The sequence below is a fragment of the Williamsia sp. Y721 genome, from assembly GCF_059683565.1.
Map to the genome: position 1 here is coordinate 84,101 of NZ_JCASNH010000005.1, position 25,181 is coordinate 109,281.

Annotated in this window: 23 protein-coding genes; 13 read left to right on the top strand and 10 right to left on the bottom strand. The window is 64.1% G+C overall.

Annotated features, from left to right (window positions below; genetic code table 11):
* The first annotated feature begins 58 nt into the window (after positions 1–58).
* Positions 59–1,117 carry an ABC transporter substrate-binding protein gene (locus AC56PL_RS23960; protein ID WP_497155366.1) on the top strand — a complete coding sequence of 353 codons (1,059 nt, stop codon included), beginning with the start codon at positions 59–61 and terminating at the stop codon, positions 1,115–1,117.
* Positions 1,118–1,209: 92 nt separating this feature from the next.
* Positions 1,210–1,959, top strand: a complete 750-nt coding sequence (locus AC56PL_RS23965; RefSeq protein WP_497155367.1) for an enoyl-CoA hydratase-related protein — start codon at positions 1,210–1,212, stop codon at positions 1,957–1,959.
* 18 nt (positions 1,960–1,977) lie between these two features.
* On the opposite strand, the gene AC56PL_RS23970 is transcribed toward AC56PL_RS23965, so the two are convergent.
* The 7 genes from AC56PL_RS23970 to AC56PL_RS24000 form a co-directional block, all read right to left on the bottom strand.
* The gene (locus AC56PL_RS23970) at positions 1,978–3,327 is read right to left on the bottom strand and encodes a cryptochrome/photolyase family protein (RefSeq protein WP_497155368.1); all 1,350 of its coding nucleotides are present in this window, start codon (positions 3,325–3,327) and stop codon (positions 1,978–1,980) included.
* A 34-nt stretch (positions 3,328–3,361) separates the two neighbouring features.
* Positions 3,362–6,034 carry an MGH1-like glycoside hydrolase domain-containing protein gene (locus AC56PL_RS23975; protein ID WP_497155638.1) on the bottom strand — a complete coding sequence of 891 codons (2,673 nt, stop codon included), beginning with the start codon at positions 6,032–6,034 and terminating at the stop codon, positions 3,362–3,364.
* A complete protein-coding gene (locus tag AC56PL_RS23980; RefSeq protein WP_497155369.1) occupies positions 6,034–7,506 on the bottom strand; it encodes an alpha-amylase family glycosyl hydrolase in 1,473 nt (490 codons plus the stop codon). The genes AC56PL_RS23975 and AC56PL_RS23980 overlap by 1 nt, the downstream gene beginning before the upstream one ends.
* Positions 7,507–7,641: 135 nt before the next feature.
* Positions 7,642–8,001 (bottom strand): FKBP-type peptidyl-prolyl cis-trans isomerase, encoded by a 360-nt coding sequence (locus AC56PL_RS23985; protein WP_495517583.1) that lies wholly within the window; start codon positions 7,999–8,001, stop codon positions 7,642–7,644.
* Positions 8,002–8,004: 3 nt separating this feature from the next.
* Positions 8,005–9,327, bottom strand: a complete 1,323-nt coding sequence (locus AC56PL_RS23990) for a citrate synthase (protein WP_495517582.1) — start codon at positions 9,325–9,327, stop codon at positions 8,005–8,007.
* Positions 9,328–9,444: 117 nt separating this feature from the next.
* A complete protein-coding gene (locus tag AC56PL_RS23995) occupies positions 9,445–10,365 on the bottom strand; it encodes a carbohydrate kinase family protein (protein WP_497155370.1) in 921 nt (306 codons plus the stop codon).
* On the bottom strand, positions 10,362–11,303 hold the full coding sequence (locus AC56PL_RS24000) for an aldose 1-epimerase family protein (RefSeq protein WP_497155371.1): 942 nt from the start codon (positions 11,301–11,303) through the stop codon (positions 10,362–10,364). Before AC56PL_RS24000 ends, AC56PL_RS23995 begins: the two co-directional genes overlap by 4 nt.
* Positions 11,304–11,438: 135 nt before the next feature.
* On the opposite strand from AC56PL_RS24000, the gene AC56PL_RS24005 reads away from it, so the two are divergent.
* The 9 genes from AC56PL_RS24005 (at position 11,439) to AC56PL_RS24045 (ending at position 19,778) form a co-directional block, all read left to right on the top strand.
* Entirely contained in the window at positions 11,439–12,110 is a 672-nt protein-coding gene (locus AC56PL_RS24005; RefSeq protein ID WP_497155372.1) for a 5-oxoprolinase subunit B family protein, read from the top strand.
* A complete protein-coding gene (locus AC56PL_RS24010; RefSeq protein WP_497155373.1) occupies positions 12,107–12,967 on the top strand; it encodes a 5-oxoprolinase subunit C family protein in 861 nt (286 codons plus the stop codon). Before AC56PL_RS24005 ends, AC56PL_RS24010 begins: the two co-directional genes overlap by 4 nt.
* A gap of 195 nt (positions 12,968–13,162) precedes the next feature.
* Complete coding sequence (locus AC56PL_RS24015; protein ID WP_495517577.1) at positions 13,163–14,011, top strand: ABC transporter permease subunit; 849 nt, start codon at positions 13,163–13,165, stop codon at positions 14,009–14,011.
* Positions 13,984–14,799, top strand: a complete 816-nt coding sequence (locus tag AC56PL_RS24020) for an ABC transporter ATP-binding protein (RefSeq protein WP_497155374.1) — start codon at positions 13,984–13,986, stop codon at positions 14,797–14,799. The genes AC56PL_RS24015 and AC56PL_RS24020 overlap by 28 nt, the downstream gene beginning before the upstream one ends.
* Positions 14,796–15,914 (top strand): LLM class flavin-dependent oxidoreductase, encoded by a 1,119-nt coding sequence (locus tag AC56PL_RS24025; protein WP_497155375.1) that lies wholly within the window; start codon positions 14,796–14,798, stop codon positions 15,912–15,914. The genes AC56PL_RS24020 and AC56PL_RS24025 overlap by 4 nt, the downstream gene beginning before the upstream one ends.
* Positions 15,911–17,011: an Rrf2 family transcriptional regulator gene (locus AC56PL_RS24030; protein ID WP_497155376.1), complete on the top strand. Its 1,101-nt coding sequence runs from the start codon at positions 15,911–15,913 to the stop codon at positions 17,009–17,011. Before AC56PL_RS24025 ends, AC56PL_RS24030 begins: the two co-directional genes overlap by 4 nt.
* Complete coding sequence (locus AC56PL_RS24035) at positions 17,008–17,487, top strand: cupin domain-containing protein (protein WP_482140115.1); 480 nt, start codon at positions 17,008–17,010, stop codon at positions 17,485–17,487. The genes AC56PL_RS24030 and AC56PL_RS24035 overlap by 4 nt, the downstream gene beginning before the upstream one ends.
* A gap of 16 nt (positions 17,488–17,503) precedes the next feature.
* The gene (locus tag AC56PL_RS24040; protein ID WP_497155377.1) at positions 17,504–18,520 is read left to right on the top strand and encodes an ABC transporter substrate-binding protein; all 1,017 of its coding nucleotides are present in this window, start codon (positions 17,504–17,506) and stop codon (positions 18,518–18,520) included.
* Positions 18,521–18,749: 229 nt separating this feature from the next.
* Positions 18,750–19,778 (top strand): oxygenase MpaB family protein, encoded by a 1,029-nt coding sequence (locus AC56PL_RS24045; RefSeq protein WP_497155378.1) that lies wholly within the window; start codon positions 18,750–18,752, stop codon positions 19,776–19,778.
* Positions 19,779–19,821: 43 nt separating this feature from the next.
* On the opposite strand, the gene AC56PL_RS24050 is transcribed toward AC56PL_RS24045, so the two are convergent.
* Positions 19,822–20,247 (bottom strand): pyridoxamine 5'-phosphate oxidase family protein, encoded by a 426-nt coding sequence (locus AC56PL_RS24050; RefSeq protein ID WP_495517571.1) that lies wholly within the window; start codon positions 20,245–20,247, stop codon positions 19,822–19,824.
* Positions 20,248–20,481: 234 nt separating this feature from the next.
* Here AC56PL_RS24050 and AC56PL_RS24055 point away from each other — a divergent pair, with 234 nt between their 5' ends.
* A complete protein-coding gene (locus AC56PL_RS24055; protein WP_495517570.1) occupies positions 20,482–21,807 on the top strand; it encodes an AarF/UbiB family protein in 1,326 nt (441 codons plus the stop codon).
* Between the two features lie 51 nt (positions 21,808–21,858).
* Here AC56PL_RS24055 and AC56PL_RS24060 read toward each other — a convergent pair whose 3' ends face one another.
* Both AC56PL_RS24060 and pdxH read right to left on the bottom strand, forming a co-directional pair.
* Entirely contained in the window at positions 21,859–23,127 is a 1,269-nt protein-coding gene (locus tag AC56PL_RS24060; protein WP_497155379.1) for an MFS transporter, read from the bottom strand.
* Positions 23,128–23,156: 29 nt separating this feature from the next.
* On the bottom strand, positions 23,157–23,876 hold the full coding sequence (pdxH, locus tag AC56PL_RS24065; protein ID WP_497155380.1) for a pyridoxamine 5'-phosphate oxidase: 720 nt from the start codon (positions 23,874–23,876) through the stop codon (positions 23,157–23,159).
* Between the two features lie 94 nt (positions 23,877–23,970).
* Between pdxH and AC56PL_RS24070 the strand changes: the two genes are divergently transcribed.
* Entirely contained in the window at positions 23,971–25,098 is a 1,128-nt protein-coding gene (locus AC56PL_RS24070; RefSeq protein ID WP_495517567.1) for a citrate synthase, read from the top strand.
* The last annotated feature ends 83 nt before the right edge of the window (positions 25,099–25,181 follow it).

Sequence of the window (25,181 nt, forward strand, 5' to 3'; positions counted from 1 at the left end):
GCGGAAACCGAACCGCCCTAACGTCAGCGTCGAGCAATCACAACCAAGGAGTCAACACATGGCCTACACGTTCGACCGCCGATCGTTTCTTCGGTACTCCATGATCGCCGGCGGCGCCGTGGGTAGCGCCAGCGTGCTGGCCGCCTGCAGCTCCGGCGGCAGTGACAGCAGCGGAAGCAGCACCACCAACCCGAAGGTCCAGCTGTCGTGGCAGAAGAACATCGAGTTCGCCGGTGAGTACTTCGCAATCGAGAACGGCTACTACGAGGCAGTCGGACTCGGGACACCTGAACTGATCACCGGCGGCGGCCCGGGTACCGGCGTCGAGACCGGTCTGACAGCCAACAAGGTGTGGATCGGTATGTCCTCACCGCAGTTGACCGCACCGGTGGTGCTGCAGGGTGCCAAGCTCAAGTCCATCGCCGCAACGTTCCAGAAGAACCCCTTCTGCATCGTGTCCAGTGAGAAAACGCCCATTCTGTCGCCGGAAGACATGAAGGGCAAGAAGATCGGCGTGCAGGCCTCCAACGAGAACGTCTTCAAAGCACTGCTCACCGCTAACGGGATGACCGAGTCCGATGTCCAGAAGATCACAGTCCAGTACGACCCCACGCCACTGACCACCGGCGAGGTGGACGGCTGGGTCTCGTATGTGACCAACGAACCGATCACCCTGGCCGCGGGCGGCTTCCCGAACACCAACTTCCTGTTCGCGGACTTCAACCTGCCACTCGTCGCGGAAACGCTTGTGGTGCGCCAGGAAACAATCGACAACGAGCGTGACAAGCTCAAGGCCTTCCTCAAAGCCGATATCCAGGGCTGGTACGACGCGGTTGCCGACCCGGCAAAGTCTGCCGAGCTCGCGGTGACCAAGTACGGCAAGGACCTCGGACTCGAGGTCGCTGAGCAGACCCTGGAAGCGCAGGCCCAGAACCTGCTGATCGTCTCCGAGGAGACCAAGGTCAACGGCCTGCTCACCATTTCCCCGGCAATGATCGATCTCAACATCGAGGCACTGGCCAAGGCCGGGTACGACGTCAGCGCCGAGCAGATGTTCGACATGTCGCTCATCACCGAGGTCTACGCGGAGAACCCGGACCTCAACAAGCGGGTCTGACAAACACATCACCGATATCGCCGGTGCACCCAGATACTCGGGTGCACCGGCGATCTCGTGTTCAGCCCTGCTGCGATTGATAGGTTCTGAGCATGCCCATTCGCGAAGAAGTCCATGGACGAACGCTGATCGTCCACCTCGAGCGCGAAGAGAAGCGCAACGCGATCGATGTCGAGATGGCGCTCGGAATCAGTGCGGCCCTCGACCGTCTCGACGATGACGACGACTTGTGGACCGGGATCATCACCGGCACCCCCAAGGTCTTCTGTGCGGGCACCGATCTGCGCGCGGGCGTCGGCGCCCACACCGACCGTGGCGGCGAGTACGGCGTGATCAGACGCAAACGGATCAAGCCACTGATCGCGGCCGTCGAGGGGCCGTGCATGGGCGGCGGTCTGGAGATCGCGCTGGCGTGTGACCTCATCGTCGCTGCGACCACCGCGATGATGGCACTGCCAGAAAGCCGCCGAGGACTGGTCGCGACATCGGGTGCCCTGTTCCGGGTCACCCGGGCGCTGCCACCGAACATCGCCAAGCAGTTGTTGATCACCGGCACCGGATTGACTGCGCAGCGGGCCTTCGATCTGGGTCTGGTCAACATCGTCAGCGAACCCGGGCAGGCTCTGGCCGACGCGCTGACCCTGGCCGACGACATCAACCAATCCGGACCGGTCGCGGTGCGGGCGACCCTTGCTGCATTGGCCGAACTGAACACCGACGCCGATGTCGCGGGGTGGCAGGCCACCGAGCGTGCCAAAGAAACCGTCGTCGCATCCGACGACATGCGCGAAGGCATAGAGGCGTTCTTCAGCAGGCGTCCACCCGAGTGGAAAGCCCGCTAGCCGACATCCCCGTCGGGTTCAGGGGAGGTTCTTGTAGCGGTCGAGAGCCACCTGGCGCTGCACTTTGTGGTCGACGATCGGCTCGGGATAGTCGTCGGGACGTAGCGCGCCGGGCTCATGCACCGCGGCTCCGCCGATGCCCCGCAGTTCTGGAATCCAGCGCCGCACGTAGTCCCCCGACGGGTCGAACTTCTTGCCCTGCGTGGTCGGATTGAACACACGGAAGTACGGGGCGGCATCCGTGCCACAACCGGCGACCCACTGCCAGCCATGCTGATTGCTGGCCATGTCACCGTCGACGAGCTGGTCGAGGAACCAGGCGGCGCCGCGTTGCCAGGGCAGATGGAGGTCCTTGACCAGAAACGATCCGACGATCATCCGGACCCGGTTGTGCATGAATCCGCTACCCAGCAGCTGCCGCATTCCGGCATCGACGATGGGGAATCCGGTCTTGCCCTCGCACCACGCGGCGAAATCCGCGTCGGCGTCGGCGCCCGAATCATGTTCCATCGCATCGAATTTTTGGTTCAGGTTCCACCAGCTGCTGTCCGGACGCTGATGCAGCACGTCGGCATAGAAATCACGGAAGGCCAGTTCGCGGATGTACGCGGCGCGGCCTTCGCCTTCGCGTGCGTCGAGGTCGGCGAGCATCGCGCGTGGATGGATGTTGCCGAACTTCAGATACGCCGACATCCGACTGGTCGAGTCCAGATCTGGCCGGTCGCGCTGGGTTCCGTATTCCACGATGTCGTCGGCCATGAACTCCGCAAAGCGCTCGTATGCCGCTCGTTCACCGGCGGGAAAGTCCAACTCGGCGTTGGCGTTCGGTATCGTGATCCCACGAACCCCGGACACGTCGTCCGGGTTGACCCACGTTGCACTGCCGACGCCGCTATCTGCCGGTGCCCGCCAGCCGTGATCGCGCCACCGCCGAAAGTACGGCGTGAACACTCGATAAGGTTCTCCATCGTCTTTCAGGACTCGCCCGGGGGCCACCGCATACGGTGAGCCGTCGGCCCGCAAGGGTATGTCACCCAATGCTTTTCGGACCTTGTCGTCCCGCCGGATACCGTACGGCGCGAAATCGGCACTGACATGCACGGCCTCCGCGTCGAGCGACCGGGCAACCTTCGGAATCATCGACTCCGGGGCGCCGCGCACGACCAGCAGCGAACCGTCGAGCTGATCGTGGATGTCGCGCAACGAATCGTAGAGAAACGACAGCCGGCGAGCGCCCGACGAGGCCTCGAGCACCGGGTCGAGCACGAAGCAGGCCAGCACCTCGCGCCCCTGCGCGGCCAGCAGCGGCGGAAGGTCACTCAGTCGCAGGTCCCGACGCAGCCACAGCACAATCGGTTGCTCACTCATGCCTCCATCGTGCACGGTGAGCGCGCCCGGCGGGTCAGTGGTGGGAATGACCTGGCGGACGCAGCAGTAGATCGATCACCAACGCCGTCCATCCGGTCTGGTGGGTGGCTCCGAGGCCGGCACCGTTGTCGCCGTGGAAGTACTCGCTGAACTGCAGGTTGTCTTTCCAGGCCGGATCGCTCTGGAAGATCTCCGTCCCGCCGTAGACCGGGCGCCTGCCGTTCGCGTCCGGCAACCAGATGGCGATGAGACGTTCGGCCATCTCGTGGGCGATCTCGAAGAACGTCTGTTCGGTATCGCTGCCGGTGGGAAACGGGATCTTGGTTTCTTCCCCGAAGAACCGTCCGTATTGCACCAACGCGCGGATCGCCAGATAGTTGACCGGGAACCAGACCGGTCCACGCCAGTTCGAATTGCCGCCATACATCGCGGTCCGCGACTCCGCCGGCTCGTAATCGATGATCGCCCCGTCCGCATTCGGTAGTTCGTAGGGCACGGAGTACGCCTTCGACAACGACCGCAGCCCATACGGTGAGAGCAATGCGTCCTCGTCGAAGACCGTGCCCAGAAGTCGGCGCAGCTGATCGGCGTCGAGCACGGAGAGCAGAACCTTGGTGTGTCCCTTCCCGTCCGACCGAATCCGCCAGGATCGACGGTTCTGCGCCTCCACATCACTGAACCGACGACGAAAACGTTTACGGAGCCGTTGGGCACGGCTGGCGTCGTCGATCGAGACCGTTGCCGCTGCCAGGGCCGGTATCACCCCGACCAGCGACTTCACCTTGATGGCCGAACAATTTCCGGCGGCGTCCGTGAGGCGGTCGTAGAAGAAGCCGTCCTCCCGGTCGTACAGTCCCGATCGGTCGAGCGCCTCGCCGATCAATGCGAACTGTTCGAGAAACTTGGTGACCATGTCCTCGTAGACCGGATCGAAGTCGGCGAGGTGCTGGGCGATGGCCAGCATCGCACTCGAGTAGTACGCCATCCAGCCGGTGCCATCGGATTGTTCCAGAGTGCTGCCCGGCGGTAGGTGGGACCGGTCAACCGGACTGATGTTGTCCAGGCCGAGGAATCCGCCGCCGAAGATGTTGTTGCCCTCGGGATCTTCCCGGTTGAGCCACCAGGTGAAGTTGAGCAACAACTTCTGGAAGACGCGTTCGAGGAACTGAACATCTTTGGCACCATCGATGATGAAGACCCGGAGCGCGGCCAACGCATGAACCGGCGGGTTCACATCGTCGAAGCTCCACTCATACGCTGGCAGCGCACCGTTGGGGTGCTGGAACCATTCGCGTAGTAGTACAACCAGCTGATACTTCGCGAAAGCCGGGTCGAGGTGCGCCCAGGGAATCGCGTGGAATGCCAAGTCCCAGGCGGCAAACCAGGGGTATTCCCAGGGGTCGGGCATGGCCAGGATGTCGTTGGCGTCGAGATGACGCCACCCGGTGTTGCGGCCGGTCCGGTGCCCTGGCGGCGGAGACGGCTGCGCGGAATCTCCGTCGAGCCACCGACCGACATCGTAGGAGTACATCTGCTTACTCCAGATCAGGCCGGCACTGGCCTGGGTGAGGATGCGCATGCGTTCGGTGTCGATGTCGGCGGGCGCCAGCGCGGTGTAGAACTCATCGGCTTCCCGCTGTCGATCGGCAAAAGTGTCATCGAAGAATGTGTCGGACCAATCAGCCTTGCTCACAGCCGATTCGGCATCTGCGAGCCGAAGGCGCAACTGGACGCTCTGCCCCGCCGGTACCGACAACCGATACCGCCACGACACCTTCGTCCCACGCTGATCCGGATTCACGGTGTCAGCGCCGGCGACAACATGGTCGTTGATCCCGTCTTTGGGATAGGCCGTGATCGGCTCCCCTCCAAAGATCTTCGGGATATTGGTTTCGTTGTTGCAGAACAACACCTGCGGTTCGGTACCGTCGTCGGCGACCGCCGCCTGCAGCCGATAGCCACCGAGCCGATGATGTTCGAGCACCACCGCACCGTCCTGCATCGCCAGATCCGGCAGGTCACCGTTGCCGTCCGGATTCCAGGTGTTGCGAAACCAGCCGGTGGGCAATACGTCGATGGTCTGTTCGTCGGGCCCGTTGTTGGTGATGTCAATCCGCATCATCAGGTCCGTGGGACTGGCCTTGGCATAGGTGACATCGACGATCCAGAAACGGTTGTCGTCGAAGACACCGGTGTCGAGCAGTTCGTATTCGAACTCCTCCCGCCCACGCCGGGCGTTCTCGTCGATCAGGTCCTGATACGGGAACGCGGCCTGCGGATAGTGGTAACGCCATTGCAGCAGTGCGTGACTCGGCAATCCCTGCAGATACCACCAGCATTCTTTGACATCTTCACCGTGGTTGCCCTGCGGTCCGGTGAGACCGAACATCCGCTCCTTGAGGATCGGGTCGGCCCCATTCCACAGCGCGAGCGCGAGGGCAAACTCGTGGCCGACGTCCGAGACGCCTGCCATGCCGTCCTCATTCCACCGATAGGCACGCGAACGGGCATGCTCATGCGGAAAATACGACCAGGCGTCGCCGTTGTCGCTGTAGTCCTCCCGGACCGTGCCCCAAGCTCTCTCCGAGAGATACGGACCCCACTCGTACCACGGGTTCGCCTCGTGCAAGCCGTCTTCGAGCCGACCTGTCGCCTCTGCGAGTCGATCGTGTTCACGCGTACCGCCGGGCGGCTGACGATGCTCCATCACGAACGCTCCTCGGTCACAGGTTCGGCAGGTTCGATCCGAAAAAGGTGCCACAGCCACGGGTCGAGCTCGACGAACAATCCGGCACTCAGGTCGTCACCGCTGCGCAGATACTCGATGTCCCGGGTGTTGTCGACCAGCCGGAACTGACTGCCGCTCAGATCATCCCAGCCGGTAGCGACCTTGCCGGAGGCCGGCTTGTCGCCGATGTTGACCACCACCAGCCATCGACTCCGGCCACTGCGGGTCCACGCCAACAGATCCCCGAAGGAATCGTTGCCCTCCCACCCGGTCACGGCGCACGGCACCAGATCGCCGGTGCGCCAAACGTTCTCGCGCAGCGACCTGAGCAAGGCGTGATAGAACTCGGCCAAATCCTTGTTCGGCTCCACGACCGGACCTCGTCCGAGTTGCACCGGCAACCGCGTGGCCGCCCCGGAGAGTTGACCGTCGTAGATCAGCTTGGCGCCGAGCGCAGTGAATGTCGCAACAGCCGCCGCCTTTTCTTCGTCCGCACCAAAGGTTGCCGCGGCGCGCGGTTCGTCATGATTCTCCAGGAATCTGAGTAGCCCGCGCTGATAGCCGGCGTCGGAGAGGAGGTGTTGCCGAACAGCTTCGGCGCCTGTGTGTCCGGCGAAAGCGTCGTAGAGACGCTTGTCGTAACAGTAGTCGAATCCCTGTTCCTGAAGCTGTGATTCGAGGTCCCAGTAGGCCTCCGCGATGAACGTGAAGTCCGGATGGACCCGGCGCACCGCGGCGATCGTCGTCGTCCAGTATTCGTCGCCAGGCGGGTCACCCGCACGCTCACCCCAGGTTCGGGTCACCACATCGTGAAGCGGCAGCATCGCCATGTCGCAGCGGACCCCATCGCACTGCTCGGCGATCGATATCAGGGTCGAAACGATCTGAGCCCGCAGTTCCGGCGAGAAAGTGTTGAGTTGCAACACATCACGCCAGGCCGGAAAGTACGGATCCCGCCCGTTCGCGAAAATCGTTCCACTGACCTCCACGAACGACTCCGGGTCCTCACGCAGGTCGTCATCGGTGCCGGTGATGAAATAGTCGGGATTGCTGTGGGCCCAGGGATGATCGGATGCGACGTGATTCGGGACGAAGTCGAGAATCAGGGACAGGCCCCGCCGGGCCAGCGCGCGCCGGGCGACGGCCAGACCTTCCGGTCCGCCCAGGCGGTCATCAACCCGATAGTCACGGATGCAGTAGGCGGATCCGACTACGTCATCGGCGGTGAAGTCCGGGAGGACATCCTCGAAGGACTGCATGAGCGCTGCGTCCGCCAGTGCGATCGACCGGCCGGCCGGGCTGCGCTGCCACACCCCCATCAGCCACACCGCATCGAAGCCCAGATCGGCGATCGTGTCCCACACGTGGTCGGGAACGCCGGCCAGGTCGGTGCCGAGATCCTTCAGCCACGGCCACGTATTGATCTCATAGATGAACGGCTGTGCGATCACGGTGCCAACCTATCCGCGGCGACGAGGCACCGTGCCGGGGTTCGATCGAAATTCAGGTGCAGTACGTGCTGCAGACAAGAGAAAACCCTGCACGGTTCACGTGCAGGGTTTTCATTAGAACGCTTGGGTAACGGGTTAGCCGACACCCAGCAAGTCGATCACGAAAATCAAGGTCTTGCCCGACAACCGGTGTCCGGCACCTTCGGGGCCGTACGCCAGCAGCGGCGGGACGATGAGCTGACGGCGTCCGCCGACCTTCATGCCCGGAATGCCTTCTTGCCAGCCCGGGATCAACCGGTCGAGCGGGAAGTTCGCGGACTGACCGCGGTTCCAGGATGAGTCGAACTCTTCGCCCGTCTCGTATTCGACACCGACATAGTGCACGTCGACAACGCCACCGGCGACAGCCTCCGGGCCGTCTCCGATCACCAGGTCGGTGGTCACCAGTTCGGCGGGTGCGGGGCCTTGCGGCATTTCAATCTCAGGTTTACTCATGGCTCAGCGCTGATCCATCTTCAAGTAGTCACGTTCGGTGTATCCGGTGTAGATCTGCCGCGGACGGCCGATCTTTCCGGTCGGGTCGGCGTTCATCTCACGCCAGTGTGCGATCCATCCGGGCAAGCGACCCAGAGCGAACAGCACGGTGAACATCCGGGTCGGGAACCCCATCGCACGGTAAATCAAGCCCGTGTAGAAGTCCACGTTCGGGTACAGCTTGCGAGAGATGAAGTAGTCGTCCGAGAGGGCGACCTCTTCCAGACCCTTCGCGATGTCGAGCAGGTCGTCGTTGACGCCGAGGAGCTGCAGGATCTGGTCCGCGGTCTCTTTGACGATCGCCGCACGCGGGTCGTAGTTCTTGTAGACGCGGTGCCCGAAGCCCATGAGCTTGACGCCGTCTTCTTTGTTCTTGACCTTGTTCATGAACGCCTTGGTGTCGCCACCGGACGCCTTGATCTCGTCGAGCATCTCCAGGACCGCCTGGTTGGCGCCACCGTGGAGCGGGCCCCACAGCGCGTTGATGCCGCCCGAGATCGACGTGAACAGGTTGGCCTGCGACGACCCGACCAGACGCACGGTCGACGTCGAACAGTTCTGTTCGTGATCGGCATGCAGGATGAAGAGCATGTCGAGGGCTTTGACGATGTCCGGGTTGACCACGTAGGGCTCGGCGGGCAGGCCGAAGGTCATCCGCAGGAAGTTCTCGACCAGGCTCAGCGAGTTGTCCGGGTACAGGAACGGCTGGCCGACCGACTTCTTGTAGGCATAGGCCGCGATGGTCGGCAGCTTGGCCAGCAGACGAACGGTCGAGAGCTCGACCTGCTCGGGATCCTTCGGGTCCAGCGAATCCTGGTAGTACGCGCTCAAGGCGTTGACGGCGCTCGACAGGACGGGCATCGGGTGCGCGTTGCGCGGGAAGCCGTCGAAGAAGCGCTTGAGGTCTTCGTGCAGCAGGGTGTGCCGGCTGATCTTGTTGGTGAAACCGTCGAGCTCGGTCGGCGTCGGGAGCTCACCGTTGATCAGCAGGTAGCTGACCTCCAGGAAACTCGAACCCTTTGCGAGCTGCTCGATCGGATATCCCCGGTAACGCAGGATTCCGGCATCGCCATCGATATAGGTGATCGCGGACTTTGTCGAAGCGGTGTTGACAAACCCGCCGTCGAAGGTGGTGAGCCCGGTGTCGGAAAGGAACTTGCCCAACCCGACCCCGTCACTGCCTTCGGTGGCCTTGACGATAGGAAGCTTGATCTCTCCGCCCGGATAGCTGAACGTGGCGTTTGCCTCCGCTGCGGCTCCATTGGCGGACACTGTTTCGGCGGACACTGGGTCTTCCCCTTTTCGACGGGCTGACCGGTCTTGTGGACCGGATACAGATGTTTTGAATCCAGAGTCGTCGAACCGGTCGAACCGGCCGTGCAACCCGTTAATAACTTAGTCGGTTTACAGCTCGCCCGCCCATGGAGGGTCCGCCCCAGACCGTGAGATGGTCACCGAGGCTGCTTTCGCGGCAAACTCCAGCGCCTCTGACCAGTCATTACGGCTCATCCTACGCATCAGCACCGGGTCGAGCATGCGCCGGACCCCCAGTCGGTGGAGCACCGCACCGCAAATCGTGTCGCCCGCTCCGATCGTGTCGATGACGGCGACCGGCGGGGCCTTCACGTCGACGGTGAAATCGGTCGTCATGGCGGTCAGTCCGTCGCCGCCGCGGGTGATCAGCACCGCGCCAACGCCGGCCTGCAGCCACTGCTCCGGGCCGGTTCCGGCCGGACCGCGGGCCAACCAGGCCGCATCGTCGTCGGAGACCTTCACGATGTCGAGGTCGGGCAGCCAACTGGCGAAACGGCGGCGATAGCCGTCCGGGTCGTCGATGACACCGGACCGGATATTGGGGTCGAGGAGTGTCAGCCGTCCCTCCGCATGGCTGCGACGCAACAGTTGTTCGTAGACGCTCGCACCCGGCTCCAGCACCATCGACAGGGTCCCGAAGGCCAGTGCGCCGACGGTTCCGGGCAGTGGACCCGGATCGGTCACCAGCCGATCGGCGGTGCCCTCGAGGTAGAAGGAATACTGCGCCGATCCGTCGGCGCCGACGCTCGCCAGCGCCAGCGTTGTCGGTTCCGGACCGCGTTGCAGCAGCGACAGGTTCACCCCCGCGCCGCGCAATGCCTCCGTCAGCGCCTGCCCGTATCCGTCGGTCGACAATCGCGAACACAGCGACACCGCCGAACCCAGGCGCCCGAGTGTGATGGCCACGTTGAACGGACCACCGCCGAGCGCCGGTGTCAGTGGATCGAGCGGATCGCCGCCTGCCGGAACAAGATCAACCAACCCCTCACCGCATACGACGATCTCTCTCACGCCTGCTCCACTCCCCGATGTCGACCCGGCGCCTGAAATCTCAGGCCCCAGCGTCCGGTCCAGACCTGCCCCGGTTCCAGAACGATGAGGTCGATTCCCGACGCCAGCGTATTGGGAGGTGCGGTCATCGGTTCGATCGCGACGGCGCGCCCGCGTCCGGGATAGGCCTGATCGTGCGAGGGATCGGCGGTGAACGCCTGAACCCAGCCGAAATTGAGGTCGGTCCACAACTCTGTTGCGCCGGTCGGACCGATCAGCCGGTGCGTGATGATGCCCTCATCGGCGACCATTGCGGTGAACGGAGTGTCCAGCCATTGCCCGGCAAGCGGTCGCGGGGTTCGGTAGTCGTAGTCGGTACCGGCGACATCGACCGGATCTCCGCTCGGGAGCTGCCGCTCCGGGTCGAGCGGCTGGTGCTGCTGAGCTGCGAGTTGCAGCGAACAGTCATCGGCCGGGTCGTCCCCCACTCGGACAAACGTGTGCTGCCCCAAGGCATATGGAGCGGACTCGGCGCCGTTGTTGGTGGCGGTGTGGGTGACGGTCAATCCGTCGGCGCCGACGACATAGTCGGCGGTCAGCTGAAGGTCGTACGGCCATCCCGGATGCTGCCCCACCGAAACACCCAGCTTCACCGATGACGCGGTCTGGTCGAGGACGTTCCAGTCCACCATGCGGACGAAGCCGTGGTTTGCGTTGTTGCGGCCGGCCTCGGTGATCGGCAGGTGATGGGTCGTCCCGTCAAAGGTGTACGTACCGTCACCGGTCCGGTTGGGCCACGGAGAGAGGACCAAACCGGCGGACATCGGCGGTTTGACCCCCGGTTCGATCTCCCAGGTCTCGGTGAGGAGCCGATCACCACAACGCACCGCGCGCAGTCCGGCACCCGCTGTTGCGATCTCGGCGCTGTATCCGTTCGATTCAATGCTGTATCCACCCACGCCTGAAGTCTGCCATCACCGCCACCGCCAGTCTCGATTTCACCGGGCGCCCAAAGGAGCCGTTGCTGCTTTACTCGGTGTGAAACGAAGGAACGAAGGGTCGGGAGATGAGCGGCAGGAAGGTGCGGCGGCCAGATGCGTGAACTACCCGCCGGGCGCGATGCCATGTTGCTCGACTTCAGCGGTGAGCCGCACCCGTCGATCGCGACACTCAAGGCGCATTCGGTCCTGAAAGCCGCGATGTCCTCAGGGCTGCTGCCCGGCGTCCTCGATGTGATCCCGGCTGCCGAGACCGTCCTGGTGCAGGCCGAGCCCGGAGCAGGCCTGGACGAACTATCGATCCGGCGCGCGCTGCGTCATGTCGACTTCGCCGAAGGCTCCACCGACCCCACAGAGGACGTCGAACCGATCGCGATTCCGGTGCGCTACAACGGCATCGATCTGGGTGAGGCAGCCGAGCGGTCCGAACTGTCGGTCGCCGACGCCATCGCCGCACACTCCCAGACCCTGTGGCGAGTCCAATTCATGGGATTCGCACCCGGATTCGGTTATCTGGTGCCACAACACAATTCGACCGCAATGGCCCTGACATCCCTGCCCCGACGGGAGCAGTCCCGACCGCGCGTCCCGTCCGGTTCGGTTGCGGTCGCGGCCGGTTACAGCGCCGCCTATCCCCGCGAGAGTCCCGGCGGGTGGTGGCTTCTCGGTAGCACAGATATCACGTTGTGGGACACCAACTCCGAACGTCCGGCACTACTGAGCCCGGGCGCAGTGGTCCGGTTCACCGATGTGGGCGTGGGCTCATGACCGACCTCGTGGTGGTCGCGCCGGGACCACTGACCACAGTCCAGGATCTGGGTCGCGCAGGCTACGGCGACCTCGGCGTCCCGCTGTCCGGTGCTGCCGACCGACGGGCACTCAAGCTGGCAAACCGGCTGGTGGGCAACACCGCAGGCGCGGCCGGCCTCGAGGTGACCCTGGGCGGCTTGCGGCTTTCAGCCCGACGTCAACTTCTGATCGCGCTGACCGGGGCACCCGCCGACGCCCAGATCGACGGCGTCGACCGTGGACACCACAACGCGACAGTGCTTCTCGCAGGCGCGGAGTTGTTCGTGCCGGCCCCTCGCAGTGGCCTGCGGACGTACGTGGCGGTACGAGGCGGCATCGACGTCGAACCGGTGCTGGGGTCGAGGTCGACCGATCTGTTGTCGGGTTTGGGCCCGGCCCCGCTACGCGCCGGCGACGAACTCGCCGTCGGAGACCTGGCAGGGCCCTGGCCGTCGGCAACCGAAGCACCGTGGGATGTGCTCGACCCCCACCGGCCCGTGCCGCTGTACGCATCTGCAGGCCCACGGCTCACCCACTTGGAAGACCCGGCCGGCCTCTACACCGGCATCTGGACGGTCAACGCCAACTCCGACCGTGTCGGTGTACGTCTCGACGGGAATCAGGAGTTGCGATTGCGCGGCGACGCCGGCGAACTGCGGTCGGAACCGGTCGCGCTCGGCTCGGTGCAGATACCGCCTGGTGGACAACCGGTCATCTTCCTGGCCGATCACCCCACCACCGGCGGCTACCCGGTGGTCGCAGTCCTGGTGGCGGAATCGATCGACGCTGCAGCGCAGCTGGTACCGGGCAGACAGGTTCGGTTCGTCGCGGATTAGCGCCCATCACATCGGTTTTCGCGGTCTGGATCTCTCCTGACGTGAGAGTGCGTGTTCAATTAGCACATCTAATAACCTTGCTCAAAATCCGGCGCGGGCCTTTTGCTCACCGTGAATCTTTGTCTTTCCCAACCTTCAAGGCCAGGATTACCGTTCCCCCATGCCTTGCACCACGACAGCGCGGACGGAGACATCATGACCGTAGATGCGCCACCCGTCTCACCGACCCGGAAGGTCGCAACAACGCGCCTCACACCCGAAGGTGGATCGAAGCGCAGGCGCAAGGTTCCGCGCTGGGCGATCAAGACGCTGAGCCCCGTCGCCATCGTGGTGTTGTGGCAGATCCTCGGAGACACCGGCGTTCTGGACGAGGACACACTGGCCACCCCGTGGCAGGTGTTCCAGACCGCGCGTGACATGTGGGAAGACGGAAGCCTGCAGGACGCAGTGACCACATCACTGCAACGCGTCCTGTTCGGCCTGGCCATCGGTTTGGCCGTCGCCACCGTGCTGGCAACCATCGCCGGCCTGTTCCGCCTCGGCGAAGACATCATCGATGCGCCCATCCAGATGCTCCGGACTGTTCCGGTCATCGGACTCATCCCACTGCTGATCGTCTGGTTCGGCATCGGCGAAGAGCCCAAGATCCTGCTCATCGCACTCGCAGTGACCTTCCCGCTGTACCTGAACATCTACGCCGGTATCCGCGGTGTCGACTCCAACCTCATCGAGGCCGCCCGAACCCTCGGCCTGAGCTGGTTCGGTCAGGTGCGCAACGTCGTGTTGCCCGCGGCCCTGCCCAATGCACTGACCGGCCTTCGCTACTCGCTCGGATCGGCCTGGTTGGCGCTGGTGTTCGGCGAGACCATCAACGCCACCGCGGGCATCGGCTACGAGATGAACACGGCCCGCGAGTTCTTCCGCACCGACGCCATCATCGTCTGTCTGGTGCTCTACGCACTCTTGGGCCTGGTGGCCGACTTCATCGTTCGATTCCTCGAAAGGACCCTCCTGTCATGGCGACCGGCGTTCAGCGGAGCGTGACCCCGGACCGGACCGACGACCTACCGGTCACGGTCCGCCGGTTGACCCGAACATTCGGTGACAAGGACGTCATCGACAACCTCGATCTCGACATCGAGCCCGGTCAGTTCGTTGCCCTCCTCGGTGCCAGCGGCTGCGGAAAGAGCACACTGCTGCGTATTCTCGCCGGACTCGACGCCGATATCTCCGGCGATGTGACCGTGGCGCAAGCGCGGGCAGTTGCGTTCCAGGCTCCACGGTTGATGCCGTGGAAGAAGGTCTGGCGCAACATCATTCTCGGTCTCAAAGGCGCGAACAAGGCGACCGCACTCGCCGCACTCGACGAGGTCGGACTGAGCCACCGGGCAACGGTGTGGCCGAAGGTTCTCTCCGGTGGCGAAGCACAGCGTGCCTCACTGGCCCGGGCCCTGGTCCGCTCGCCTGATCTGCTGCTGCTCGACGAACCCTTCTCGGCGCTCGACGCCCTGACCCGGCTGAAGATGCAGGATCTCGTCGAACAACTGTGGCGCAAACACGATTGCGCGATCCTGCTGGTCACCCACGATGTCGAAGAAGCCCTGATCCTGGCCGATCGGGTACTGGTGATGAAAGACGGTCAGATCGCCCACGACCTGACCCTCGACACCGCACGCCCCCGCGACATCGCCGCACCCGACCTCGCCGCGCTTCGCATCCAGCTCCTCGGCTGGCTGGGCGTTCACACAACCCTATTCGGCACAGATGACCCCGGTGCCAACACACTCCGCGCCAACACACCCGACACCAACAAACAGGGAGCCAACTCGTGAGCAACGACGCCGACGTCGAGATCATCGGCATGATCGGAACTCAACACGTCTCGGAGATCCACGCGCCGACGACAGATGCCGTCGATCCGGGCTTTGTCGCCCGGTTCGCCAAAGTCCACGAAGAAGCCGGATTCGATCGTGTACTCATCGGGCACAGTTCGAGCACTCCCGACGGCCTGCAGGTGGCCGCATACGCTGCGGCACACACCGAGCGGCTCAAGTTCCTGATCGCACATCGTCCCGGCTTTGTCGCGCCCACGGTCGCGGCTCGAGCCCTGGCCACCCTCGACCAGTTCAGCGGTGGGCGCACCTCCGTGCACATCATCTCGGGTGGCAGTGACGCCGATCAGCAACGCGACGGCGACTTCCTCTCCAAGACAGAGCGTTACGCACGCAGCGCCGAATTCATCGAGCTGCTCAAACTGGTCTGGACCAGCACCGAATCGTTCGACTACAGCGGAGATCACTACCAGGTCAACGATGTTCGTTCGGAAGTCTTCCCCGTCCAAACGCCCCGGATCCCGATCTATTTCGGCGGGTCGTCGGCCGATGCCTACCGGGTCGGCGGAACCCACGCCGACGTCTTCGCCCTGTGGGGCGAACCGCTGGCGCAGACCAAAGAACAGATCGACTCGGTCCGCGAAGCCGCGGCAGCGGCAGGCCGCACCGACGACATCAAGTTCAGCGTCTCCTTCCGTCCGATCATCGGGCGCACAGAAGAAGAGGCCTGGGCGCGCGCCCACCGCATCCTCGAGACCATCAAATCCACGAACGGTCACTCCTTCACCGGCGCCCGCTACGACAAGAACGCCACCACCAACGTCGGTTCGCAACGCCTGCTCGAGGCAGCCGCTGCCGGCGAGCGCCACGATCGCGCCCTGTGGACGGCCACGGCGGCGGCTTCCGGCGCGAAGGGCAACTCCACCGCCTTGGTCGGCACGCCCGAAACCGTTGCGGCCGCACTACTCGACTACGTGGACATCGGTGTGCACGCACTGCTGATCCGCGGTTACGACCCCTACGACGACGTGATCGAGTGGGGCAAAGAACTGATCCCACTGGTACGCCGCGGTGTTGCCGCGCGCCAGGAATCGGCATTGGCAGGAGCACATTGAGCAACAACGACCCCCTCGTCTACGAGCCCACCGCCGCGGTCCGCGGCACCGTTGTGGTGCTGCACGGCCGGGGTGAGCATCCGGGCGTGTACGAACGCTTCAGCACGCGGATCGCTTTCGACGGCTACCGGGTGGTGGTACCGCCCGTCACCGATGCGCTGGATGTGGCAGCGCTGTTCGCCCCGTACACCGAAGGTGGGCGCATCCTCGTCGGCCACGACAACGGCGCAGCCCTCGCATGGAACCTTGCTGATTCGCTGAGTGCGGACGCCGTGGTGATCAGCGGCGCAGGCCCCGAATCCCAGTCCGCGCCAACACCTTCCGATCACACCGAAGAGCTCGACCTGCGGTCGGCCTGCCCCGTGCACCGGGCCCGGCTCGATTCCGATGAGGCTTTCGGTTGGGGCCACCTGGGCGCCACCCCGGTCGCGTACAACACCGACGGACCGTCGGCACCGGTGCTGTTCGTCCATGGCGAAAATGACCTCGTCGCAGACGTGGCTCGTGCCGCGTCGCTGGCAACCCAGTCGGATTCGTACCGCATCTCGGTATTCGAAGACGGTCGTCACGACGTCCTCAACGACAAGATGCATCGCAGTGTCGCCGCCACGATCATGTTGTTCCTCGAGGACGTCTGCAAGGGCATCCGGACCACGGCCGCGGCTGCCGCGGAGGCGCCGCTGAGATCGAGACGAACTGCGCCGGTCCATATTTCGGCCCGCCTGAACTACACCCTCAAGGCCCTGGCCACGCTGGCGTCCGATGATGACGGACCCGTCAAATGCGAAACCCTCGCCCGCACCTGGGATCTGCCGCTGAACTCCTTGGTCAACATCATGGGCCAACTGCGACGCGCCGGAATCGTGACCAGTCAGCGCGGCTGTGACGGCGGTTATCAGCTGGCACGTCCGGCCACAGAGATCTCGGTCGCCGAGGTGGTCCGGGCGATCGAAGGGGCGGTGGTGACTCAAAGCGTCGCCGACACGGGGCAGGTTGTCTGGTCGACCCTCGAGACCCACGTCACCGATCTTCTCCAACAGTGGAACCTGGGCCAACTGCCCGGAGTACAAGCACCAAAGGAAACAATTCATTCATGAGTACGCACGACGGTTTTCATCCGGATCTCCACACCACGAGCAGCGACTACGGGAAGCAATCGTTGCGTGCCCGCCTGCACCATGTGAAGGCCTCGGACGTCAACGACAACACGACGCAAACCGAAGGCATGCAGCGCTTTGCCGCGATCAGTGGCACCACGGTCGGCTCCGAGAAGATCTGGATGGGCGAAACCCACGTCGCTCCCGACACGGCGTCGGACAATCACCACCACGGTGAATCCGAGACCGCCATCTTCATCCGGAGTGGCAACCCCGAGTTCGTCTTCCACGATGGCGTCGAAGAAGTCCGGATCGCAACGACCGCAGGCGACTACATCTTCGTCCCGCCGTTCGTACCCCATCGCGAAGAGAATCCAGACCCGAAGAACCCCGCAGTGGTGGTGATCGCCCGGAGCACCCAGGAGGCGATCGTCGTCAACCTGCCCGGCTTGTACCCCCTCGAAGACGAGAAGTGAAGGCAACAGCCACACCATGAAGAACATCACCAGAAAACTGCGACTCTCGGCCACCGCGGCAGGTGTCGCCGCAGCGCTGACCCTGTCCATGGCCGCATGCTCAGATGACGAGTCGACCACCAATTCCGATGGAAGCGTCAATCTCTCGGCCGTAACGCTCAAGGTCGGTGATCAAGCCGGAATCCAGCAGGCCATCCTCGAGGCCTCCGGCGCACTCGATGGAGCCGAGTACCAGGTGGAATGGGCACAGTTCCCGGCCGCCGCACCGCTGCTCGAAGCCGAGAAGGCCGGGGCGATCGACATCGGTTACACCGGCGACGCTCCCCTGATCAACGCACTCGCGGCAGGCGCCGACGTCTCGGTCGTCTCCGCCAGTGTCAACGAAGGCGCCAACGGCCTGGCGCTCATCGTCCCCGAGGATTCGTCCATTCAGTCGGTTGCCGACCTGAAGGGCAAGACCGTTTCGCCCACGACCCAGGGCAGCATCGGACACTACGAACTCCTGTCGGCGCTCAAGGAAGCGGGATTGACCGCGGACGACGTGACGGTCAGCTTCCTCGATCCGGTCAACGCGGCGGCCGCACTCAAGTCCGGCTCCATCGACGCCTGGGCCACCTGGGACCCCTACACCGCTGCGGTCGAAATCGACGACAACGCGCGCGTCATCCGCGACGCCGAAGGGATTTCATCCAAACTCGGCCTCCTCAGTGCGAACAACGAGTCGCTCGCCGACCCCGCCACCAAGGCCGCGATGGAAGACTTCGTCGGCCGCTTCAACACGGCGTTGCTGTGGGCGAACGACAACGAAGACGAGTACGTGCAGATCTACAGCAAGCTGACCAAACGGCCGGAGAACATCGCTGCGCTCGTCGCAAAGCGGTCGCAGCGTGTGCCAACGGCACTCGACGCCGAGCAGGTCGCGAAGTTGCAGACCGTCGCCGACAACTACCTGCAGTTCGGCGTCCTCAAGAACCAGGTCGTCATCGCCGACAACGTTCAGGATCTTGCTGCAGCGCCCGTCGCCACCGGCTAGAGCCTGTCCACACCCCGAGCAGCTGTCCCCGCGCCGACATTCGGCGCGGGGACAGCTGCGTTCGGGTGCGCCAGAAACCGCCCGATCGAGCGCACCACCGAATTGATGGTCCGAATGCCCCGGCCGAGCGGTCCCCCACCGCCGGAGGGACGTTGACACCCCAATGAGACGGATCTAAACTTTCGTCTCAAGAGGTGTGGTGTTCTGCACCGTCGACGAAAGGCCGTCAATGACCGACGTGCACGAGCCCGAGTTGGCTGCCGAGAAGTTCGCCAAGGCCACGCCCGAGGTGAACCCACTCGGCCCCGACTCCGTGACCTGGAAATTCTTCGGCGGTTGGCACGGCATGCTCATCGGCCTGTGGTCCGGGTCGATGCAGAACATGCATCCGAAACTCGGCGCCGCGGTCTGGGAGCACTCCGACTTCTTCGGCGAGCGTTGGCAACGCCTGAACCGGTCGCTGTATCCGATCATCGGCGTCGTGTTCGACGGCACCACCGACACCGGACACGAGGTCCGCGACTACCACCGTGAGATCAAGGGCACGATGCCCGATGGCAGCCGGTATCACGCACTCGATCCCGACGTCTTCTATTGGGCGCATGCCACGTTCTGGTACGGCAACATCAGGTGCGCGGAAGTGTTCGGCCCGCCGATCACCGAAGCCGAGAAACGAGCGTTGTTCGACGAATCACGCACCTGGTACGCGATGTACGGCGTGAGCACCCGCCCCTGCCCCGACACCTACGAAGAGTTCCTCGAGTATTGGGATCACATGTGCCGCAACGTCCTCGAGGACCATCCCGCGGTGCGCACAGTCCTCGACATCTCCCAGCTCCCGCCGCCACCGTGGATGTCTGCGATGCCACTGCCGATCTGGAAGCTGATGGTCCGGCCGACGGAACGCTTCTTCACCTGGCTGACCACCGGGCTCTACCACCCGGCGGTGCGCGAGATGATGGGTTTCACGTGGTCCGACAAGGATGAGAAACGGTTCCGGCTTTTCGGCAAGGGTGTCAACGCCTTCATGCACGCCCTGCCGGAGCGCTACCGTCGGCATCCGCGTTGTCGAGACGCGTGGGATCGGTTGTCGGGCAGGGTCCCGGCCGCCGCCCCTCTGCTCGAAACACCGCTACGCAACCTGCCACCGGAGGCCGTACGCGACAAGCCGATGCATTACTGCCCGGTGACCGCCGCCCGTCGGGCCCAACTCCCCTGGCAATCCGACGACACCGGAGAATGTCCGGTCGCGCACTGAGACCTGTTGGCATCAAAGTCTTTGATGCCAACAGGTTTGGGGATCAGTACCGCTCGGGCTCCGGGCCCAGAGCGAAGCTGCGACCAGTGACCTGTCCGGGGGTGATCTCGACGTACTCGTACTTCAACGTCGCGATCCACGGCGTCAGCGGTAGCTTGTCGGCTTCGAGGATCTCACCCGACGACACCAGGTTCCGGGCGGTTCCCCGGATGATCACACTCCATGCCCAACCGTCGGCGGGCGAGGACGCGTCGACCTCGAACAGAACCGACGAATTGATGGTCAATTTCAGGAGTTTGCTTCCCGGTGCGGTGCGAAAGTAGATCCGACCTTCGCTCGCAACATAGTTGACGGGAAAGATGTCGATCTCGTCGTCGACAGAGACGACAACCCGTCCCAGTTCGATCTCTGCCAACTTCTCCCAGCACTCGTCGACGGCCATCTCTTGGACCGGACCACCCAACAACATCGACTCATCTCCTCGCCTACCACCCGACCGGTCGGCACTGTGCCAACCGCTTCGATCTCGCCGCCGGGCCGATCGTCCGCCCGGCCACCGAACGTGGTCACCTCTGTAGCGTCGCATGTCGAGGCCTCTACCACTAGGGGAGAAATGCCCTACCATGGCCCGAAGCATCCTGACCACCTGAAGTCTGGGGAGGGCGCAGAGAGCCACGCACCCCTCCTCACCTGCGGAGGACATATGACAGTCACCACCACGGAAGCACCCCTGACGCTGCAGAAGGTGTCACTGACCAGTGAGGCAGCACGAATCGGAGCGACCGCCTGGCAGGCGGTCTGCGGCGGGGCCCGGTTCGCCGCGCGCGCCGTCGGATCCGAAGATCTGGCCGCGGCCGGAGCCGGGGAGACGCGCAACACATTCGCCGCGCTCGGACCCACGTACGTCAAGCTCGGGCAGCTGATCGCATCGAGCCCCGGGGTGTTTCCGCGGGTGTTGTCCGATGAGTTCCGCACGCTGCTCGACCGGGTTCCACCGGCCGACCCGGATCAGGTTCGCCGGCTGCTCACCGACCAGCTCGGCCGGGATCCGGATGAGGTGTTTGCGCAATTCGATCCCGAACCGATCGCGTCGGCGTCAATCTCGCAGGTACACAACGCGGTTCTGGCCACCGGCGAGCACGTGGTGGTGAAGATCCAGCGGCCCGGGATCAAAGCGCGATTGGCAGCCGATCTGCAGATCCTGCAGCGGGCCGCGGCTGTGGTCGAGTTCTCGCCGTACGGCCGCATGCTCAGTGCCAAGGCCGTGATCGAGGACTTCACCGCAAACCTCAACTCCGAACTCGACTTCCGGACCGAGGCCGCCGCGATGGAGGAATGGACCGACGCCATCTCCGGGTCGCGTTTCGCCGATCAGGTCCGGGTGCCGAAGGTCTTCTGGGACTACACCACGGAACGTGTGATCACGCTCGAGTTCGTCGACGCCATCCGTATCGACAACGCCAAGGCGATCCGTGAAGCGGGCCACGACGGCACCAAGATCGTCAAGACGTTGTTGCTCTCCCTGCTCGAATCCGCCTTCACCGATGGCATTTTTCACGGCGATCTGCACGCCGGGAACGTGTTGGTGGATCCCCAGGGACGAATTGTCCTCTTGGACTGGGGAATCGTCGGCCGCTTCGACGACCGGTCCCGGCTGATCGTGCGAGAACTGCTCGGCAATCTGATGCGCAGCAACTACGAAGCGGCCGGGCAGGCACTGGCCGCGCTCGGAACGTTCGGCAAACCGGGTTCGGTGCGCGAGACCGCAAAAGATCTGCGGCGGGTCACCGCACCCATCGGTGGCACCAATCTCGGTGACATGTCGTATGCCGACCTGGGCAGGCAACTCGCCAACCTCGCCAAGACCTACGACGCCCGATTGCCTCGCGAGCTGGTCCTCGTCGGCAAGCAACTGCTCTACGTCGAGCGGTATATGAAGCTGTTGGCGCCCAGCTGGAAAGCCATGTCCGACCCCCAGGTCGTCGGCTACACCGCCGGGCTCCTCAAAGACTCTGCCCGCACCCGATGATGGTGGCTTTTGGCGGGCTTCACCTGGGGGTTTGCTCTCCAAAAGCCACCACTATCGGGTGATGCGGTAGCGGACGAAAGCCGGAATCGCCAGCGCGGCAATCCCTGTTCCGACAACAACGAGGACACCGCCGCCTGCGGTGGCGGCCGCGGTTCCCACCGAGACGGCCGCAGCACCGTGCAGGACATCGGCGATCCGGGGGCCTCCGGCGACCACCACGGTGAACACGCCCTGCAAACGACCACGCATCTCATCGCTCGCGGCTGCCAACAGGATCGCCTGCCGAAACGCCGACGACGCCATGTCGGCCGCACCACCGATCATGAGCAACCCGACCACGATCGGCAGCATCGGTAGCGCGGTGTGGTTGGCGAATCCGACACAGACCCCGACCCCGATGATGGCCACACCCCAGATGATCACGCAGACGATGACGGCAAGGCCCTGCCTGCGGACCCGCGACACCCATCCGGAAAAGATGCCGCCTGCCAGCGCGCCGAGCGCAATTGCGGAGAACAGCAGGGCAAATGCGACGCCGCCGCCTTCAGGTCCACCGAAACTCTCGTGTGCCATCTGCGGGAACAGCGCCCGGGGCATCCCGAAGATCATGGCGATCAGGTCGACCACGAACGACGCCATCAGGACCGGTTGGCCACGCAGGAACACAAATCCCTCGATGATCGAGCGCACGCCGGCCGACGTCGGTTTCCGATCACCTCCACCCGGCCGCAACGGCGGCAACTTGATGACGGCCCACAGCGTGGCGAACAGGAATACGGCGTCGACCAAATACAGCAGCGAGTAGCCGAGCACCGGTATCAGCGCGCCACCGACCAGTGGTCCGGCAATAGCACCGGCCTGCATCACCGTCATGTTCAGCGAAGCCGCCGCCGGCAGTTCGGCATTCGACACCAGCTTCGGGAGAATCGCTGTGCGAGTTGGCTGATTGACGGCGAAGAACGCTTGCTGCAATGCGAAGAGCGTGAGGATGACCCACACGTTGCCGAACCCCATGGCGGACTGCACGTAGAAGAACGCACTGGTACCGATCAACCCACAGGTGGTGATGATCAACAGAATTCGACGATCTATGGCGTCTGCCAGCGCGCCGCCCCACAACCCGAAGATCACCAGCGGTACCAACCCGAAAACGCCGGTCAACCCGACGTACGCCGAGTTGCCGGTGAGTTGGTAGATCTGGGCCGGAACCGCCACCACCGTCAGTTGCGCACCGATGACGGTGACGATGTTCGCCCACCACAGGCGACGAAAGTGTGGGTGCTTGAGCGGGGTGGTGTCGGCCAGGAACCGGCGGGTCACCTGCGGTGAACCGGAAGGTGGTCAAACATCTACGGCTGCAACCTCGTGACGTTCCACCGGCCGTCGACCAGCGACGCGCGTACCCGGTTGTGCAACCGGTTCGCGCGGCCTTGCCAGAACTCGACCTCAACGGGGGCGATCACGTAGCCGCCCCAATGCGGCGGCACCGGAACCGGCTGCTCGGCGCCGAACCTTGCCTCGATGGCGGCAGCCTTGTCCTCCAACGCTTCCCGCGACTCGATCGGCGCCGACTGCTGCGACGCAAAGGCGGACAGCTGCGAACCACGCGGCCGTTTGGACCAGTAGTCCGCTGTGTGGTCGGCCGGAACCTTCGCCACCGGTCCACGGAAGTGGACCTGGCGTTCCATCGCGATCCAGGGAAACGTCACGGCGCCATACGGCACGCCGTCGAGGTGCCGCCCCTTGTCGGATTCGTAACTGGTGAAGAACGTGACCCCGTCGGCGTCCACCCCTTTGCAGAGCACCGTGCGGGTCGACGGGTGACCGGCGGCATCAACCGTCCCGAGCACCATGGCGTTCGGTTCCGGGATCCTCGCATCGACGGCCTCGCGCAACCATTTCCCGAACAGCTCCAGCCACGGCGGATCGCCTGCGAGCCAGAGCGGATCGAGGTTGTCCTTGACCCCGTCGGCACCGGCAGCGTCATCCCCGGATCCGGGCCGCCCGACACCTCCGGAAGCCGCATAGGCCATCCGCATGTTGGCCAAGTCGATCGGTTTGCGTTCCACGGCCGATAACGCTACTCCCGGGTCGTCCGGAATGCCTCGGGCACTACAGTCCTAATCAGTACGCATACAGGGCAATGGCAAGGGAGCTCGAGCGATGGCAGTCAACGTTGAAATACCCGAAGGATTCGTCGAAGGTCTCGAGGGTGTCACCGCATTCACCACCGAGATCGCTGAACCCGACAAGAACGGCGGCAACCTCCGGTACCGCGGTGTCGACATCGAAGACCTCGTAGAGAACAACGTCACGTTCTCCGACGTCTGGGCACTGCTCGTAGACGGACGTTTCGGTGACGGACTGCCGCCTGCCGAGCCGTTCCCACTGCCCATCCACACCGGTGACGTCCGCGTGGACGTGCAGGCAGGCCTGGCTATGCTCGCACCGATCTGGGGCTATCAACCACTCCTCGACATCGATGACCAGACCGCCCGCGACAACCTGGCCCGCGCTTCGGTGATGGCCCTGTCCTACGTTGCGCAGTCGGCCCGCGGCATCCACCAACCCGCCGTCCCGCAGAAAATCATCGACGAATGTGACACCGTCACTGCACGATTCATGACCCGCTGGAAGGGCGATCCCGACCCCGCGCACATCCGTGCGATCGATGCCTACTGGGTCAGCGCCGCCGAACACGGCATGAACGCCTCCACCTTCACCGCCCGTGTCATCGCCTCCACCGGCGCCGACGTCGCGGCCGCCCTCTCCGGCGCCATCGGCGCGATGTCGGGGCCGCTCCACGGCGGCGCACCTGCCCGCGTGCTGCCGATGATCGAAGAAGTCGACCGGACCGGCGACGCCCGCGGCCTGGTCAAGGGCATCCTCGACCGCAAAGAAAAGCTGATGGGATTCGGTCACCGGGTGTACCGCGCCGAAGACCCCCGGGCCCGGGTGTTGCGCCGCACCGCAAAAGAACTCAACGCCCCGCGATACGAGGTCGCCGCGGCACTGGAACAGGCTGCGCTCACCGAACTCCGCGAACGACGCCCAGACCGGGCGATCGAGACCAACGTCGAGTTCTGGGCGGCGGTCATCCTCGACTTCGCCGAAGTCCCGACCCACATGATGCCTGCGATGTTCACCTGTGGGCGGACCGCCGGCTGGTGCGCGCACATCATGGAGCAGAAGCGTCTTGGCAAGCTGGTCCGGCCTGCCGCGCTCTACGTGGGCGCCGCCCCACGTCGTCCCGAGGATGTCGACGGCTGGGACGCCATCGCACCGAAGTAGTTTTTTCGATGATGGTGGCTTTCGGTGAGCAAACCCGCAGGTCGCGCTCACCAAACCCACCATCATCTCCGCTTGGGGCGGGA

Coding starts and splice junctions, on each gene's coding strand:
- AC56PL_RS23960 (WP_497155366.1), top strand. CDS start 59: ATGGCCTACACGTTCGACCGCCGATCGTTTCTTCGGTACTCCATGATC.
- AC56PL_RS23965 (WP_497155367.1), top strand. CDS start 1,210: ATGCCCATTCGCGAAGAAGTCCATGGACGAACGCTGATCGTCCACCTC.
- AC56PL_RS23970 (WP_497155368.1), bottom strand. CDS start 3,327: ATGAGTGAGCAACCGATTGTGCTGTGGCTGCGTCGGGACCTGCGACTG.
- AC56PL_RS23975 (WP_497155638.1), bottom strand. CDS start 6,034: ATGGAGCATCGTCAGCCGCCCGGCGGTACGCGTGAACACGATCGACTC.
- AC56PL_RS23985 (WP_495517583.1), bottom strand. CDS start 8,001: ATGAGTAAACCTGAGATTGAAATGCCGCAAGGCCCCGCACCCGCCGAA.
- AC56PL_RS24005 (WP_497155372.1), top strand. CDS start 11,439: ATGCGTGAACTACCCGCCGGGCGCGATGCCATGTTGCTCGACTTCAGC.
- AC56PL_RS24010 (WP_497155373.1), top strand. CDS start 12,107: ATGACCGACCTCGTGGTGGTCGCGCCGGGACCACTGACCACAGTCCAG.
- AC56PL_RS24015 (WP_495517577.1), top strand. CDS start 13,163: ATGACCGTAGATGCGCCACCCGTCTCACCGACCCGGAAGGTCGCAACA.
- AC56PL_RS24020 (WP_497155374.1), top strand. CDS start 13,984: ATGGCGACCGGCGTTCAGCGGAGCGTGACCCCGGACCGGACCGACGAC.
- AC56PL_RS24035 (WP_482140115.1), top strand. CDS start 17,008: ATGAGTACGCACGACGGTTTTCATCCGGATCTCCACACCACGAGCAGC.
- AC56PL_RS24040 (WP_497155377.1), top strand. CDS start 17,504: ATGAAGAACATCACCAGAAAACTGCGACTCTCGGCCACCGCGGCAGGT.
- AC56PL_RS24045 (WP_497155378.1), top strand. CDS start 18,750: ATGACCGACGTGCACGAGCCCGAGTTGGCTGCCGAGAAGTTCGCCAAG.
- AC56PL_RS24050 (WP_495517571.1), bottom strand. CDS start 20,247: ATGTTGTTGGGTGGTCCGGTCCAAGAGATGGCCGTCGACGAGTGCTGG.
- AC56PL_RS24055 (WP_495517570.1), top strand. CDS start 20,482: ATGACAGTCACCACCACGGAAGCACCCCTGACGCTGCAGAAGGTGTCA.
- AC56PL_RS24070 (WP_495517567.1), top strand. CDS start 23,971: ATGGCAGTCAACGTTGAAATACCCGAAGGATTCGTCGAAGGTCTCGAG.